This window comes from Gaiella sp. (assembly GCF_039915195.1).
Taxonomy (GTDB): Bacteria; Actinomycetota; Thermoleophilia; order Gaiellales; family Gaiellaceae; genus Gaiella.
In genome coordinates, this window is sequence record NZ_JBDSNT010000131.1 from 1 (window position 1) to 14,325 (window position 14,325).

Below are 14,325 nucleotides of genomic sequence, written 5' to 3' on the forward strand. Positions count from 1 at the left end.
CGTACCGCGGGAGAGCGCCCGACACGTGCACAAGAGAAGACCGGCAGCCGACATCAAGCGATGGTCGCGGCTCGCTGTCGTGCCGGCGTGTCGTCCGCTTCACGGACACGGCTCGCTGGCGCGGGACTGCCGGCCCGAACAGCTTCGAGTTGTGCCGCTACCGCTGCGCCGTAGAAGATACTGAGCGCGGAGACGAGCGTCCAGAACTGGAGCGCGACGATGCCGGCAAGAGGCCCATACGTATCACCGAACGACGAACTGACTCTGAAGGCAAGTGCGAGAACGAGGGTCACAACAGTCAGCAGCGTGACTGCGACCGTCGAGCCGAAGGCGAGCCAGGCGTGACTCGGCTGGCGTCGACGCGGCGCCCAGCGAAACAGAATCGCGAGGCCCACTGCGAGCAATCCCACACCGAGCGGCCAGCGAGCGAGCGACCAGATGGTTGCGATGGCCCCGTCACCCGATATCCCAAGCGTGCGACCGAAGGCGAGGAGTACGAACGACGCCGCGATCACCGCACCGGCGCTCACCGCGAGGAGAAACGCTAGGCGGTATTTCTCGACGAACGGCCTGTCGCGCTCGACACCGTAGATCCGATTCAGACCTCGCTCGAGCTGTCCCATCGTGGTCGTTGCCGTGATCGTGAGGCCAACCAAACCGATCAGTAGAACGAGAAAGCGGTCCTGTCCTCCTACCGTATTCGCCTGCTTGACGGCGCCGGTCAGGAAGTCGCCCGCCGGTCCGGGCGCGGCGGTCCGGATGATGTCCACGGTTACCGCGCTGACGGTCGACGAGCCGAAAGCAGCGGCGAATCCCACGATCACGATCAGGCCCTGAACGAGCACGAGTGACAGGACGAAGGCGAGAGACCGTGAATGGCTCGTCCCGTCTGCTGCACGCAGACGGACGAGCGCATCCTTCAGCAAGCGAACCCGTCCGGTCGATGCGAGCGTCAGGCGCGCATCATCCCCGGTCAACTCCCAGGTCTCGGGTACCCGCGATGCTGTACTCACGCCGGCTTCGGCACCCGAACGGTGATCGCGCCCGGCTGAATCTTGACTTTCAGGAGCTTGGTCGGCTCTCTGGCGCCGCCGTCGAGCTCGTACGCGACTTTGCGATCGAGCTCGATCCGCACCTTTTTTGCCTTGGTTACCTGGACGAACGGCGACTGGGCCGTCGTGCCGATCGCGGTGCGCGCGACCGTTCGCGCCCACTGCCCGAGGCCTTCGGCATTGGTCACGCCGACCTCGAGCAGGCCGTCGTCGGGCTCAGCGTTGTCGAATGCCTCGATGCCGCCGAAGAGCGACCCCACGTTTCCGAGCAGGACGCAGCTCGCTTTCCCCTTGTACCACAGCTCGTCGTTGATCTCGATGCGGGCCTTGAACGGCTCCTTGCGGAGGCTCTTCGACGCCGTCCAGATGTACGCGAGGCGGCCGAAGCGGTCCTTCAACCCGCCGTCCGCTTCCTCGATCATGTGGGCGTCCAGGCCGGCGCCGGCCATCACAGCGAAACGCTCGCCGTTGATCTTGCCGACGTCGAGCGTCCTGTCTCGTCCGTTCAGGCCGATCTCGACGGCCTCCTCGATGTCCGATGGTATGTCGAGGCTCGAGGCAAAGAGGTTCGCGGTGCCGGCAGGGATGATCGCGAACGTGACGCCGCTCCCTGCCAACCTGTCGATCGAGCGCTGAACCATCCCATCACCGCCCCAGACGAACACGAGCTCGGCGCCCTCGTCGAGTGCACGCTGCACGCGCTCGGGCGCATATCGGCTTTTGGGCACCTCCGACCAGATCGGGTCGGTGATGCCGGCTCGAGACAGTACGACGCGGAGCTCCTCGAGTCCCCCGCCGATCGTCTTGCCGGCATGGGCGATAACTGCAACCTTCGTCATGAACGTGATCCTTCCGTCGTCGCCGTGGCGTCTCGATGTGCGGCCGCGACTCCGGCCGCGCGTGCTGCAAATACGACCACCACCAGTGCCCCGACACCCATCAGGACGCCGGCCGTGACATCCGTCGCGTGGTGCATGCCGCGCAACATCCGCGACCAGATCACAAACGCGGGAATGGCCAGCGCGGCGATCCAGAGCGCAGCCCTCAGGGCCGCATTCTCGATCCGGGATGCAAGCACGAGGAGAAGGCCCCCGAACAAGGCGACAGACGCGGCAGTGTGGCCGGAGGGAAAGCTTGCGTCCACGGGCAGGCCTTCGAGCCTCTCCACGTCAGGTCGATCGCGGTGAACGACGAGCGTTGTCGCGCGGTAGGTACCCGACTCGACGGAGATCACAAACAGCGTGAAAGCGGCGAGCCTCCAGCGCCGGAAAACGAGGAAGAGGACGAGGAGACTCCCGACGAGTGCCGGGATCACAAGACCACCGGCGAGCGTCGAGCCGAGCCACGAGAGATCGACGAGCGTCTCCGTTCGCTCTCGCTCGAGCCAGCGGCTGATGCGCTCGTCCGCCGACGCGAGGGCGCCGATCGAGAGCAGAACCTCGGTTAGCAGGAACCCAGCTGCAATCGTCAACGCTACGAGGAGGGCGTACCCACCGAGGACCGCAGCGAGAAAGACACGGATTGGATGGCCCGGGCCTACAGCCCTGGCGAAACGCTCAGCGATGCCTCCCTCGGTCGCCTCGAGCAATGGCGCCCCGGAAGGCGCATCGGCACGCGTCGCCACGTCGCCGGAGCGCGACAACTGATCGACACCGCCGACATCGACATTGGCGCCGTCCAGGCGTGTGACGTTCGCGTCCACCGCTTTCGTTTACCCGATGTCGCGAACGGGTAAACATCGAGCGACTGCCGTGCCGTTTCTCATCCTGATCATCTCCTCTGGCGCGTTCGGAGCTGCGGTGTTTTTCGCGGCGTCAAGATACCCGACCGCTACGGGCGCGCCACCGCCGGCAAGCGCTGCGGCCGGGCGACAGCTCAGCCGGGAGACGGTGCGGCACCCTGCACTCGCGCGGCTCCTGCGGGGTCGACTCGACCCTGGAACCGCTACCGGCCTCGCGCTCACGCTCGCTCTCGCGCTCGCGATCATCGGTGGGTTGATGCTCGGCGCCCTGGCCTACCTCATCCGATCGAATGCCCGCCTCGTCGAACTCGATGCGAGCGTTGGACAATGGGGCGCGGATAATGGGAGCGACCGGTCGACGCAGCTCTTGCAGCTGGTTACGGATCTGGCCAGCACGCCGGTGACGATCGCCGTGATCGCCGTCGTCGCGATCGTCGCGATGGCCCGCCTCCCTAACCGCTGGATTCTGCCGTTCTTGATCACGGTCGTGCTCGGTGAGGTCATTCTCGTCAATACCATCAAGCAGCTTCTCGATCGTGTGCGGCCTACGTTCAATCCGATCACGGAAACCCTCGGTCCCTCTTTTCCGAGCGGCCACTCGGCAACGGCGGCGGCACTCTATGCCGGGGCCGCCCTCGTACTCGCTCGAGGCCGCTCGCCCCGCACCCGCGCTCTCCTTGCCGGAGGCGCCGCAGCGATCGCGGTCGGGGTTGCGTGCAGCCGTGTCATGCTCGGCGTCCACTGGCTGTCAGATGTAATCGCGGGCCTCGCTTTCGGCTGGGCCTGGTTCTCGGTGTGCGCGATCGCGTTCGGTGGGAGGTTCCTGCGCTTCGGCGCTCCGGTGGAGAAGGCGGAGCGGGTCGCGGAGAGACTCCCGGAAGCGGCGTCCGAGCGCTCCGTCCGGGAAGGTTCGACCGAGACCCCGTAACGGGCGCGCGTAATCCCGACGACGTGTCCGGGTCCAATAGGCGGCTCGTTAGATGTCGTACAGGTGGCTCTGCAACGGGCCGATGAGCCTCCGCCGGCGTCGCGAGACACCCGGCAGGCGCACCAGTCGGTGGGTAAGCGGCTTCCCTTCCTCGATGCGATGAAGCTGCTCGGTAGCGATCGGTCGCCAGAGCTGATCGAAGATCGCGGCGGTATTGCCCTGGATGTCCTTCTCGTCCCGTTCGAGGTGCTCTGACCAGAGCCTGAGCCGCGTAGCCCGCGCGACCGTCTCGTCGTGCGTGACGATGTTCATCTCGGTGTCATTGAGCAGGGAGTGTGCGTTCAGGTTGGCCGAGCCGACCGTCAGCCAGCGGTCGTCGACGATACCGATCTTCGAATGCACGTAGACGATGTCACGCAGCTTCCCCTCGCGGGCATAGACCGTGCAGGCGAGAAAGCGGTCGCCGCCGTCATCGGCGTCGATCAGCGCTGCGACCTGTCCACGCGAGATGTCGGCGCCGTCGTTCGCGCGAGCCGGGAGTAGAACCACGACGCGGAAGTCGTCGGTCGGTGGATTCCTGAGCTTGTCAGCGAGGACGTCGACGACCTCGGGCGACCAGAGGAACTGGTTCTCGAGGTACACGATGCGTTCCGCGGAGCTGAGCGCCCCGATGTACGACTCGAGGATCGAGTAGTCGCCGTTGCGCACCTCTCGGTAGGCACCTGCGGGAAGCGTCCGCACGATCTGCAGCTTCACGTCACCGGCCACTTCCGGCTTGGTAGAAGGGGCGAGCCTCTCGCCGGCCGCGCTCTGCCAGCGAAGCCGGAAGTGCTCGGCGACGTCCTGTACGGCGGGGCCTTCGATGCGCACCGCGGCGTCGTGCCACCCGATGCCGCCACGCGCTCGATGGTTGGGAGTGTCGTACGGATCCCCGCCGTCGACCGTGAGATCGATTCCGCCGACGAACGCCACCTTGTCGTCGATCACGATGGTCTTTTCGTGGTGACAGTGCGATGCACCCGTGCATGCGTCGAGCGCGGTCTTGATCTTCGTGTGACGCGTCAGCGTCCGTTCCACATCGCGGACATCTCCCCTTGACGGTCGAAACGCCGGCACCGGCGCGCCTTTCCACAGAAGAACACGAACATCGATTCGGTCGGCAAGCTCGGCAAGAAGCGTCCTCACGACGAGTGGCTCCTCTTCGCGGCTCAACGCCAGCTCCGGCGAGAGGAACCATCCCGTCATGTGAACATGCGACTTTGCCGCGGCCATGTCCCTGGCCATCCGCGGGAGAGCCTCTGACCCGTCGATCAGCACCTCGAGCGCATTGCCCTCCCGCGGCGGGGCGGTGCCACGCGCGAACTCCAGAGCCGAAGCGTCGAGCGCATGCTGCCACCCAACCCTCCTGAGCCGACGCCTGTGACGATTGTGAACCGCACTGTCGACCCGACGGCCGAGCAGATGGCCCAGTCGAGCTGTGGCATCGTCGAGAAACCGAGGAGGCCGAAACTGCCCGGCGACCGAATCTGCCGGGCCGGAGGAGCGGCCCGTTGTCGGAGAGGAGTCCTCGTGGGGTAGTTCGCCAGTCACCAGGCAACGGATCCTACGTTTGCGGGAGCTCCGCGTCGAACGGCACCTTCGGCCCCGCGCGTTTCGGCAGCGCAGTCCAGGGGAACAACCCACTCGTATCGGAACCTCACAGAAAGGACGCGAATGGGAATCATCGCCTTCATTATCCTCGGTCTCCTGGCGGGCATACTCGCCAAGGCAATCATGCCGGGCGAGGATCCGGGCGGCATCATCGTCACCGCGATCATCGGGATCGTCGGCGCACTCCTCGGAGGGTTCATCGCCGCCGCGGTTTTTGGTGCTCACCCTCTCGACGAGTTCTTCGACATCTCGACGTGGGTGACAGCAATCCTCGGCGCCATGCTCCTGCTCTTCATCTACCGACTGGTGATGAAAAACCGATGAAACATCGGGGTGGCCACCGCACTGTCTAGCCAGCCTGGCCGTGACAGCCCGTGACGAGGGAGGCCCCGTGGGGCCTCCCTTCCCGTCTCTGCTGGGCAGACGAACGTATGCGCTCAGTGACCGTCGCCGTCGCTGTCGCCCGGGATCATGTCTTCGATCTTGTCCGACGCCTTGCGGCCGACCTCTTTCGCCTTGTCAGCGGTGGTATCTACAGCGTCTCCCGCCTTGTCCCCCGCCTCGCGCAAGTCGTCGCGCGTGGCGGTCGTGCTGTCCTCGTGCTCCCGCCTGTCTGTCATGCCGGTCTCCTTTCGAACGGATTGATCGGACCGCGATCTGTTACCCGTCGGCCGGAGCCGACAAACATCGGGGTGTGCGCGAGGTTTCAAGACGGGCGAGGCGTGGAATCCTCACCTCGTTGACCCACCTGACGAGAGCGAAGGAGCGCGAGATGGAGACGAAGGAGCGCGAGATGGAGACGAAGCCGCACGACGAGGAGACGCACCCTGGCACGGACGCGATCGAGGACCTGATCTCCGGCTACGGCGACGGCCACTGATGACCGATCCTGCACCCACCCCCACGTTTCCTGGCCCGGCCCCAGGCCCCGATCCTGCGCCCGCCCCGACGCTTCCTGGCCCGGTCCCGAGCCCCGATCCAGCGCCTTCCCCTCTGACCCTTCCGGATCAGTCGCCGAGTCCCGATCCAATACCGGCACCGCAGCCTCCGCCTGGGTCACCCGAACCGGGCCCCATGGCCCTCGGGAACAGAGGTGGCACGAGCTAGATCCAGTCGTCCCTCCACGTGGTTTGGCGTCGGTCGCTGACGTTTGGAAGGTCGCGCTCGGGGGTAAATCTCTTTCGCACGTCCCTCAAAGGAAAGAAAGGAACCCATGGGTATCTCAGTCAGCCTCGTTCTCATCGCGGTCGGCGCCGTTCTCACGTGGGCCGTTACTGCTACCACCTCCGGGATCGACATCAATACCGTCGGCGTGATCCTGATGATCGTCGGAGCGGCCGGCCTCGTCCTCTCGATGATCTTCTGGTCGAGCTGGGGCGGTTTCGCAAACAGCCGGAACACGACGACCGTCGTGCGAGACGACACACGACCCCGTTGAGTCACTGTCGCTGCGGGGTCGGCTACGAAGGCGGCCCCGCAGCGTTTGACCGACAATGGCCAGAATGATGACATTCGAGGATGTGGGTGCGTCGGGGGGCATTCGTGTCGTCACCCTCGGGGGCGAGATCGACGCTTTCACTGCCCCATCCCTCCGGCTCGAATTCGAACGACTCATCAAGGAATCGTCGGCCGTCTCTACCTTCGTGATCGACCTCGAGGGAGTGACGTTCCTCGACTCATCCGCCCTGGGTGCGCTTGTCGGAGCGTTGAGGCTTCTCCGCGTACAGGGGGCGACGCTGCGCGTCGTGGAACCTCATGGGGCGGCGAAGCGGATCTTCGCGCAGACCGGTCTCGACGCCGTTTTCGCGCTCTACCCCACCCGCGAGCTGGCGCTCAGCCGCGGAGAGACCGGGTAAAGCAAAGCCGCGTTCCCAACCCACTTGCCCGCGGGCTGATCTCCACCTCGTCCGCGACCGCCCGGATGATCGCGAGGCCCATCCCTTCCTCACCGAGCTCGTCCGGCCGCCAGTCGGCCACGCCGTCCCGCTCGAACCCGATCCCATCGTCCTCGACGACGACCTCGAGGCGACCGTCGTCGCCGAGCACGAAAGTAATCGTCACGTCTCCGACACCGTCGACGTACGCATGCTTGCAGGCGTTCGCCGCAGCTTCGGTGACAGCCAGCCGAACGTCCGCGAGTGCTTCCTCGTCGGCCTCCGAGCGACGCGCTAGACCGGTGAGCGCGAGTCGCGCCAGGAGGAGATATTCGGGTCGCGCCGGGAGAACGAGGGTCACGGACGTGTCGGCGCTCACAGGGGTAGCCCCTCGCCGTCGTCGAGGCGTCCATGCATCGCAGCGAGCGCGGCCCGCAGGAGCCGAGAGACGTGCATCTGTGAAAGCCCCATCTCGCTCGCAATTTCCGACTGCGTCAGTCCCTTCACGAACCGAAGCACGACGATCCGTCGCTCTCGTTCGCTAAGTGCCTCGAGCCCCGTGCGAACGACCGAGCTGCGTTCGAGCGTCTCGTACCCGGCCTCCTCCTCGCCGAGCATGTCGATCAACGTCAGTTCTCCGCCGGGAGTGGTCGGGGTCGAGAGCGACGTGGTCGTATGAGCGCGCGCCGTTTCGAGCGCCTCGATCACGTCTTCCTCCTCCACCCCCGCGGCCGCTGCGAGCTCGGCGACCGTCGGCGCCTGGCCGAGCTCGGATGAGAGGTCGTCAACGAGACGCGAGACGCGGAGCGAGAGCTCCTTCATCCGCCGCGGAACGTGGACGCTCCACGATCGATCGCGGAAGTGGCGGCGAATCTCGCCCACTATCGTCGGAACCGCGTAGGTCGAGAGCTCGACGCCACGTTCGAGATCAAAACGCTCGATCGCCTTGATCAGGCCGATCGCCCCCACCTGGACGAGATCCTCGTATGGCTCGCCCCGACCCGCGTACCGGCGCGCGAGCGAATGCACGAGCGGCATCAGCTCTTCGACCAGGCGATCCCGCGCGGCGCGGTCGCCCTTCAGCCGGTACGCCTCGAGGAGGTCGATATGAGCCCGGCGTTCCGCCACGAGGCTCATCCCCGCTCTCCGCGGGCGAGCTCGAGCTCGGCGTACTCGCGCCCCTCGCACGCAACCACGCCGACACGGTCGACGAGCGGCTCGAGCACGCGGCGACGGCCTTGTTCACTGACCGCACCGTTCTCGAGCGGCCCCATCCGCACGAGGAGGCGATCGTCCTCGACGGTCATCGCGAGCTCGAGGCGCTCGTGAAGCGCTGCTGCGCCGAGGACATCCGCCGCCAGGGTGAGCTCGTCGACGCGGTCGATCGAGAGATCGAGGCGCGACCCGAGGCCACCGAGGACGAGTGCCACGACACCCGCTCCGCGAGCGCCGGCAGGGATTGTGAGGACGATGGTTTCGGTCATGAGCAGGAGTCGGCGAGCCGGGTCCCAGCAGACGATGGAACGTCCGGCAAGCATATCCATGTGCCGCCGTCTACACTCTCGACGATGACGCCAGAGGATTTGAAAGTAACGACCGAGATGCGAGCCGGATCCACGATACTCCACGTCGCCGGTGAGCTCGATCTCGCTACGGTCGCAGCGTTCGACACCGAACTCGAGCGCGCGCAGGCTCTCGGTCGTGTCGTTGTCGTACTGTCCGACTGCACCTTCATCGATTCGTCGGCCCTTCAGTCGCTCGTCCGTGCCCATCGTGCCGGTCCCGCACATGAGCAGAATGGGACGCTTGTCCTCGTAGCCCCGAACCAACCGGCACGCCGCGTCCTCGAAATTGCAGCGCTCGACCGGCTCGTCCCGATGTTCGATACGTTGGATGACGCGCTCGCCTCCACCGCCTGACCCGGCGTCGACGAGCGGCGTGTGAACACTGCATCCGCTCTCGTTACCCCGATCACCCGGGTGTCAAACCTTCGGTTCGGCGCTCACGAGGTGCTCGATGACGATCGTCGTGCCGGTGTCGCTCGTGCGTACCTCGACCGTATCCATCAGCGAGCGGATCAGTGTGAGGCCGAGCCCGCGGTCGACCGACAAGGCGCCCTCCTTCCACCGCCCCGAGTCCTCCACCTCGATATGTAGCCAACCCCCGTCATCGAGCACTGCCCGCAGAGCGAAGGTCTGTTCCGCCGGATCCTGAGCGTGCTCGATCGCATTCACACACGCCTCCCACGTGGCGAGGTCGAGGTCCGCGGCTGCGCTCTGCTCGACGCAACCGGCGGCGAGCCAGGCACGAAATGCGCCGCGCATTTCGATGAGCCCCTCGGTCGTCGCGGGTCGCACAGAGCCGAACTCCTCACCCACGACCGTTGCAAACCGGGCCACGAGCACTGCGACGTCGTCCGGGCGCTCATGACCTCCGGTCAGCGCCGCGATGACGTCGTCGGCGAGGAGCTCCGGGTCGTCAATGCTCACCGTGGCCGAGGCGGCGAGAAGTTGCAGTCCCTCCTCGAGCGGCATACCACGGCGCTCGACGAGACCGTCCGTGTACAGCACGACCGTCGAGCCCGGCTCGAACTCCACATCTCCTGCGGCGAAGCCCAACGACGCATCGACGCCGATCGGCAGCGTCCGGCCACCGTCGAGGAACGTGGTCGTCCCGTCCGAGGCACGCACGAGCGGCGGCGGATGCCCTGCGACGACGTACCGCGCGCCGCGCCGACGAGGATCGACGACAAGGTAGACGAGCGTCGCGAAGGGAACCTCCACCATCCCGTCCACGAACTTGCCAAGCCGCGATACGACCTCGTACGGATCGGTGTGCTCGAATGCGAATGCGCGGAGGGCGTTGCGAAGCTGCCCCATCATCGCCGCCGCACGCACACCCTTCCCCACGACGTCACCGATCACGAGGCCCATCCGTCCGTCACTGAGGTGGATCACGTCGTACCAGTCGCCACCGACGTCCACTCCGACCGTGCCAGGGAGATAGCGCGCCGCGAACTTGACGCCGTAGAGCGAAGGAAGGCGCTCCGGCAAGACGCTCCGCTGCAGCGTCTCGGCGATGCTGCGCTCGGTCTCGTACCGGCCAGCTCGGTCGAGCGCCTGGGCGCCCTGACTCACGAGCGTCGTGAGCCAATCTCTGTCCGCGGTTGCGATCGGACGGACCGAGGGCGATCGCAGTGCGAGTGCGCCGTTCGCGAGTGGGAGCGCGATCCACCCGTCGGCGGCGGCTACGAGTTGTCCGCCGCTCAGGCACTCGGCGATCGGACCGGCCGCCCCAGCCGGGATCTCATCCATCGACTGCAATGCTCCGATCGCGGCCACCACGTCGAGGGAAAAGAGACTCGAACCCTTGCGCGGCAAGCCGACGAGCCCCTCCGCCGCCCCGATCCCTGCCGCGGCGTGCTCGAGACACGCGTGACTCACGTCCGCGGCCGTCACTGCCTTCGACAATGCCGCCGTCACGAGTTGAAGCTTGCGTAGCCTGTTGGCCGAAAGGTGTTCGCGCTCGAAGAGTTGCGCGCGATCGAGAGCCTGTGCCGCCTGGCGGGCCAGGCTGACCACGAGGCTCAGGTCGGCAAGCGTGTCCTTGCGCTTTCCGAGCGAACCGATGAACACGGCACCGATCGCTCGACCGGCGGCAATCAGTGGGGCTGCCACGAACGAGTCTTCGGTCGCGTCGAACCAGGGGTAGCGAGCAGCGATCTCCTCGGGCGACCTGCAGACGACCATCTCCCCGGTACGGATCGCGTCGGTGACAGGCGCCTCGGCGTCGACGTCTAAGGTCGACCACGTCGTCATCACCTCGTCGGCATACCCCTCGCTGGCAACGAGCTCGACCGACCTACCGTCCTCGCTGAGCGCATACACCGTGGCGGCGCGGGCGCCGAGTGCTACGACGCCCTGGCGGACAACGGCCGTCCCTACGTCGGCGGGCGTCGCCGCTACGGCAAACGCTTCCGTGACCGCCTGGAGCGCTCGCGTCTGCTCCTGTGCTCTCCTTCGCTCGGCCTGCTCGATTGCGAGGCCCGCCTGGTCTGCGAATCGTCGTGCAACTGCCAGTATCGACGGTGGCGGCTCGGCGATCACACGCTCCCACTGCAGAACGAGCACACGATCGAACTGGGACCCGATGGCGATCGGGATCCGCAGCGAGGAGAAGATGCCGAGCTCACGCGCGTGACGCAAAGCTTCGCCCCGGGCGTGCGATAGCGCGTTCTCGACGAACAATGCTCTCAACGCATGCATCTCCTCGATCAGCCCGGGAAGATCCGCATAGGCGATCCTGGTTCCGGGTGGTATCACCGGGCTCGGCGGATCGCGCCAGGCGACCTCGACCTCCTCGTCGCCCCCGAGCGGTTTCCAGACCTGGGCAACGTCGCACCCGAATGTCCGGCGTGCCTCCTCGCACACCGACTCGATGACCGCCTCGGTCGTCGCACCCTGAAGGAAGCGCGGAGCAACTGCCAGGATACGGTCGAGCGCCTCACGGGACGTTCGCTCCTGGGCGTAGAACTCGGCACGTTCGAGCGCCTGCCCGCCGAGGTCGGCGGCAACCTGCGCCACCGTCCGGATCTCCTCCGTGATCGCGTCGGGCTCGGCGAAGGGGAATCCCATCGCGCCCACGAGCCGCTCGCCGATGAGGACGGGAACGGCGAGGGCGCCTGATGCGTACGGCGCCAGGGCTGCTCCGTCGGGAAATCGCGAGACGAACTCTCGCCGACGCTGCGCCCACGCCGGCGTCGCCTCCCTCGCCGCCGTCGTGATCGGCGCTCGTGTCTTCAATGGCATCCGAGCGCCTGGCTGCAGGGTCTGTTTCGCGGAGCCCGAAGGATCGACGATCACGAGCTCGTCACCCTCGACGAGGCCAAATGCGCCACCGCGAGCCCCGATCGCCGCAGGGACGCCGTCGACGAGCGCACGTGCGACCTCCTCCGGAGTCAGCGCAGCCGAGAGCGATGCTGAAAGACCCTGGAGCCCCAGAACCTGGAGGCGCGATCGCTCGGCGCGGTCAACCGCGTCCGCAGCCCGGGATTGCCCACGGCGCATCGCTACGCCAACGCCGACCACGATCACACCAACGACGAGGCTGACCGCCCAACGATCGAACGCGTCTCGCGTGGCAATGTCGAGCACGAAGCGTGGCGGCGTGAGTGCCCATGCAGCGAGCGCCCACCCCGTCACGACGGCCGCGACAGCCCCGGTCGTTCCCGCAGTCCACACGGCGACCGCGGCAGCACCGATGAGTGGTGCGTACACGACGTTGCCGCTGAGAGCGAAGACGAGGGTCGCTCCAAGGACTCCAACGGCGCCGATGATCACGCCGACTGACATTGCGGTGACCGCACTCCTGGCCCGTGGACGGAAGTCTCCCGCCTCCGTCAGATCCGCATCGTCACCGAGTTCCACCCACACAGCATCTACCAGCCCGAGAGCGTTGACAATCCCGACCCGAAGGGTGCGAGCAGCTTCACAACGGCCGTTCGCCCGCAGGAGCGGACATCAGCCCGTACCGTTGCCGCCGCGACTGCTCATTTCTGCGTCTCGCCGTCCGAGGCCAGGGGTGAGGACAGCAGCAGGTGGCTATCGAGGATCGCCTGGGCGATATCGAAGACCTTGCGGCCGTTGTGCTGGGAGTGATCGCGTAAAAGCTCGAACGCTCGTTGGTCTGGGAGGCCGTGGCGTTCCATCAGGATACCTTTGGCTCGTTCGATCACGGAGCGACGTCCGAAAGCGCCTTCGAGGTTGTGGTACTCGGCGAAACGCCGTAGGACGATGTCGATAGCGCTCTGGATCTCGCTGGCGTCTCCGTCGGTGATGTAGGCGAAGATGCCGCGTTTAGCAGCTTCGTTGATGAAGACTGAATCGTCGACGTGGAGGAGCGCGATCACGGGACAGGTAGCTTCGCGGACGATCCGACTGATGTGGTCGAGCGCGTGCTCGCTGTCCTCGCCGAGCCCGACAAGAGCGACGTCAGGGCGCTCTTCCCTCGTTACCTGGCCGACCTCCTGAACATCGAGCTCTCTGGCGATCACGGTATGCCCCATCGCAAGGACGACACTGGCGACGCGCTCGAGTCGCTCCGCGCGCTCGTTCGCGATCAGGATCCTGAGGTGGGGAGTTTCGTGACTCCGCTCGGTGTCATCGACCATGAGTCACGCTATGACCGCACGATAGCGGGGTGCGGAGGCGACGCTGTCGTCGACCCTCGAGTCCACGTCAGGCCCCCGACCCGATCGGTGCATCCGCTGTGGGCGCTTGCGAGAGTGCTTCTTCCCTTGAGGAGGCGCATGCGAGCACGTCCAGGAGCCCGCTGAACTCGATCGCAGAACGCACGATGCGCGCCGTTCCCATCTGGAGCACGAAGCGTGACCCGCGGGCCGAGGCCAACCTATCCGCTTTGACGAGGTTGTGCAGAAACGAGGAGTCGACGAAGACGGCATCACTGACGTCCACGACAACGAGGTCGTTGGCGCAGATCTCGTCCGACAGGAGACGGGCCAACTCCTCCCTCGTCGCCATGTCGTGCTCCCCGTGAAGCGCGAGGACCGCAGTGTTGTCCAATGGCCGGAGAAGCTCGACGTCCTGCATGACAACCCCCTGGCTCCTGCGTAACAGAGTTTCGGCGACGTGGGATGTACCGATGAACTCCGACCGAGACCTACGGGCGGGGGCGAGGGTGCCGTGATTTCGACTCCTCAGAACGTTGAGACGCGTGAGTTAGCGCCCTGCTCAAAGCATAGCACCGGTCGACGGCCTTGGCGAGGGCGAAATGGGTCGAGGCTCGGGAGCGTGGTCAGGTCACTTCGACGCTGACAGGCCCCGGGCGGGCGGATCACTCAGGCTGTCGAGTGTTCCGTGATCGCGCCGTTCGGGCTGATCGTGAAGGAGTCGGTAAAGGGGAGGAACGCCCGCAGCCCGCCGTCGTCGATCGACGCGACGACGCGGAGGTCGTCGTGCTCGTCGTCATCCCAGAACCCTTCGAGCTCGACGTGATACCCCACTCCCGACAGGCCGACAACCTCGGAGCGCTCCTGCCGGCCGGCGAGCCTTTCCACAAGTT

At 66.1% G+C, this 14,325-nt stretch carries 17 protein-coding genes; 5 read left to right on the forward strand and 12 right to left on the reverse strand.

Annotated elements, in window-relative coordinates; translation table 11 throughout:
• Window positions 1–53 precede the first annotated feature (53 nt).
• From ABIR74_RS12180 to ABIR74_RS12190, 3 genes are read right to left on the reverse strand one after another with little or no spacing between them, the layout of a single operon-like run.
• Window positions 54–1,013 carry a YihY/virulence factor BrkB family protein gene (locus tag ABIR74_RS12180; protein ID WP_348178488.1) on the reverse strand — a complete coding sequence of 320 codons (960 nt, stop codon included), beginning with the start codon at window positions 1,011–1,013 and terminating at the stop codon, window positions 54–56.
• The gene (locus ABIR74_RS12185; RefSeq protein WP_348178490.1) at window positions 1,010–1,891 is read right to left on the reverse strand and encodes a diacylglycerol kinase family protein; all 882 of its coding nucleotides are present in this window, start codon (window positions 1,889–1,891) and stop codon (window positions 1,010–1,012) included. The genes ABIR74_RS12180 and ABIR74_RS12185 overlap by 4 nt, the downstream gene beginning before the upstream one ends.
• Complete coding sequence (locus ABIR74_RS12190) at window positions 1,888–2,754, reverse strand: phosphatase PAP2 family protein (protein WP_348178492.1); 867 nt, start codon at window positions 2,752–2,754, stop codon at window positions 1,888–1,890. The genes ABIR74_RS12185 and ABIR74_RS12190 overlap by 4 nt, the downstream gene beginning before the upstream one ends.
• Before the next feature lie 49 nt (window positions 2,755–2,803).
• Between ABIR74_RS12190 and ABIR74_RS12195 the strand changes: the two genes are divergently transcribed.
• Window positions 2,804–3,721, forward strand: coding sequence for a phosphatase PAP2 family protein (locus tag ABIR74_RS12195; protein WP_348178494.1), 918 nt, complete (start codon window positions 2,804–2,806; stop codon window positions 3,719–3,721).
• A gap of 48 nt (window positions 3,722–3,769) precedes the next feature.
• Here the strand turns inward: ABIR74_RS12195 and ABIR74_RS12200 are convergent, their stop codons facing one another.
• Window positions 3,770–5,311, reverse strand: a complete 1,542-nt coding sequence (locus ABIR74_RS12200) for a phospholipase D family protein (RefSeq protein WP_348178496.1) — start codon at window positions 5,309–5,311, stop codon at window positions 3,770–3,772.
• Between the two features lie 123 nt (window positions 5,312–5,434).
• On the opposite strand from ABIR74_RS12200, the gene ABIR74_RS12205 reads away from it, so the two are divergent.
• Complete coding sequence (locus ABIR74_RS12205; RefSeq protein ID WP_348178498.1) at window positions 5,435–5,695, forward strand: GlsB/YeaQ/YmgE family stress response membrane protein; 261 nt, start codon at window positions 5,435–5,437, stop codon at window positions 5,693–5,695.
• Between the two features lie 113 nt (window positions 5,696–5,808).
• Here ABIR74_RS12205 and ABIR74_RS12210 read toward each other — a convergent pair whose 3' ends face one another.
• Complete coding sequence (locus ABIR74_RS12210) at window positions 5,809–5,991, reverse strand: hypothetical protein (RefSeq protein WP_348178500.1); 183 nt, start codon at window positions 5,989–5,991, stop codon at window positions 5,809–5,811.
• Window positions 5,992–6,584: 593 nt separating this feature from the next.
• Between ABIR74_RS12210 and ABIR74_RS12215 the strand changes: the two genes are divergently transcribed.
• Window positions 6,585–6,809, forward strand: a complete 225-nt coding sequence (locus ABIR74_RS12215) for a DUF6458 family protein (RefSeq protein WP_348178502.1) — start codon at window positions 6,585–6,587, stop codon at window positions 6,807–6,809.
• Window positions 6,810–6,873: 64 nt separating this feature from the next.
• A complete protein-coding gene (locus ABIR74_RS12220) occupies window positions 6,874–7,227 on the forward strand; it encodes an STAS domain-containing protein (protein WP_348178504.1) in 354 nt (117 codons plus the stop codon).
• Here the strand turns inward: ABIR74_RS12220 and ABIR74_RS12225 are convergent.
• From ABIR74_RS12225 to ABIR74_RS12235, 3 genes are read right to left on the reverse strand one after another with little or no spacing between them, the layout of a single operon-like run.
• Window positions 7,205–7,624 carry an ATP-binding protein gene (locus ABIR74_RS12225; RefSeq protein WP_348178506.1) on the reverse strand — a complete coding sequence of 140 codons (420 nt, stop codon included), beginning with the start codon at window positions 7,622–7,624 and terminating at the stop codon, window positions 7,205–7,207. The genes ABIR74_RS12220 and ABIR74_RS12225 overlap by 23 nt on opposite strands.
• Window positions 7,621–8,382, reverse strand: a complete 762-nt coding sequence (locus ABIR74_RS12230; protein WP_348178508.1) for a SigB/SigF/SigG family RNA polymerase sigma factor — start codon at window positions 8,380–8,382, stop codon at window positions 7,621–7,623. Before ABIR74_RS12230 ends, ABIR74_RS12225 begins: the two co-directional genes overlap by 4 nt.
• Window positions 8,379–8,729 carry a hypothetical protein gene (locus tag ABIR74_RS12235; protein ID WP_348178510.1) on the reverse strand — a complete coding sequence of 117 codons (351 nt, stop codon included), beginning with the start codon at window positions 8,727–8,729 and terminating at the stop codon, window positions 8,379–8,381. The genes ABIR74_RS12230 and ABIR74_RS12235 overlap by 4 nt, the downstream gene beginning before the upstream one ends.
• A gap of 84 nt (window positions 8,730–8,813) precedes the next feature.
• On the opposite strand from ABIR74_RS12235, the gene ABIR74_RS12240 reads away from it, so the two are divergent.
• Entirely contained in the window at window positions 8,814–9,164 is a 351-nt protein-coding gene (locus ABIR74_RS12240; protein ID WP_348178512.1) for an STAS domain-containing protein, read from the forward strand.
• Between the two features lie 63 nt (window positions 9,165–9,227).
• Here ABIR74_RS12240 and ABIR74_RS12245 read toward each other — a convergent pair whose 3' ends face one another.
• The 4 genes from ABIR74_RS12245 to ABIR74_RS12260 all read right to left on the reverse strand — a co-directional run.
• A complete protein-coding gene (locus tag ABIR74_RS12245) occupies window positions 9,228–12,671 on the reverse strand; it encodes a SpoIIE family protein phosphatase (RefSeq protein ID WP_348178514.1) in 3,444 nt (1,147 codons plus the stop codon).
• Window positions 12,672–12,793: 122 nt separating this feature from the next.
• Window positions 12,794–13,414 carry an ANTAR domain-containing protein gene (locus tag ABIR74_RS12250; protein WP_348178516.1) on the reverse strand — a complete coding sequence of 207 codons (621 nt, stop codon included), beginning with the start codon at window positions 13,412–13,414 and terminating at the stop codon, window positions 12,794–12,796.
• A 67-nt stretch (window positions 13,415–13,481) separates the two neighbouring features.
• Window positions 13,482–13,853 (reverse strand): STAS domain-containing protein, encoded by a 372-nt coding sequence (locus ABIR74_RS12255; RefSeq protein ID WP_348178518.1) that lies wholly within the window; start codon window positions 13,851–13,853, stop codon window positions 13,482–13,484.
• A gap of 248 nt (window positions 13,854–14,101) precedes the next feature.
• Window positions 14,102–14,325 (reverse strand): hypothetical protein (locus tag ABIR74_RS12260; RefSeq protein ID WP_348178520.1); only part of this gene is annotated, 224 nt, incomplete at its 5' end.

Excerpts from the sequence above, each read along its gene's own strand:
- ABIR74_RS12250 (WP_348178516.1), bottom strand. The coding sequence starts at position 13,414 with ATGGTCGATGACACCGAGCGGAGTCACGAAACTCCCCACCTCAGGATC.
- ABIR74_RS12205 (WP_348178498.1), top strand. The coding sequence starts at position 5,435 with ATGGGAATCATCGCCTTCATTATCCTCGGTCTCCTGGCGGGCATACTC.
- ABIR74_RS12210 (WP_348178500.1), bottom strand. The coding sequence starts at position 5,991 with ATGACAGACAGGCGGGAGCACGAGGACAGCACGACCGCCACGCGCGAC.
- ABIR74_RS12230 (WP_348178508.1), bottom strand. The coding sequence starts at position 8,382 with ATGAGCCTCGTGGCGGAACGCCGGGCTCATATCGACCTCCTCGAGGCG.
- ABIR74_RS12235 (WP_348178510.1), bottom strand. The coding sequence starts at position 8,729 with ATGACCGAAACCATCGTCCTCACAATCCCTGCCGGCGCTCGCGGAGCG.
- ABIR74_RS12185 (WP_348178490.1), bottom strand. The coding sequence starts at position 1,891 with ATGACGAAGGTTGCAGTTATCGCCCATGCCGGCAAGACGATCGGCGGG.
- ABIR74_RS12215 (WP_348178502.1), top strand. The coding sequence starts at position 6,585 with ATGGGTATCTCAGTCAGCCTCGTTCTCATCGCGGTCGGCGCCGTTCTC.
- ABIR74_RS12255 (WP_348178518.1), bottom strand. The coding sequence starts at position 13,853 with ATGCAGGACGTCGAGCTTCTCCGGCCATTGGACAACACTGCGGTCCTC.
- ABIR74_RS12240 (WP_348178512.1), top strand. The coding sequence starts at position 8,814 with ATGACGCCAGAGGATTTGAAAGTAACGACCGAGATGCGAGCCGGATCC.
- ABIR74_RS12220 (WP_348178504.1), top strand. The coding sequence starts at position 6,874 with ATGATGACATTCGAGGATGTGGGTGCGTCGGGGGGCATTCGTGTCGTC.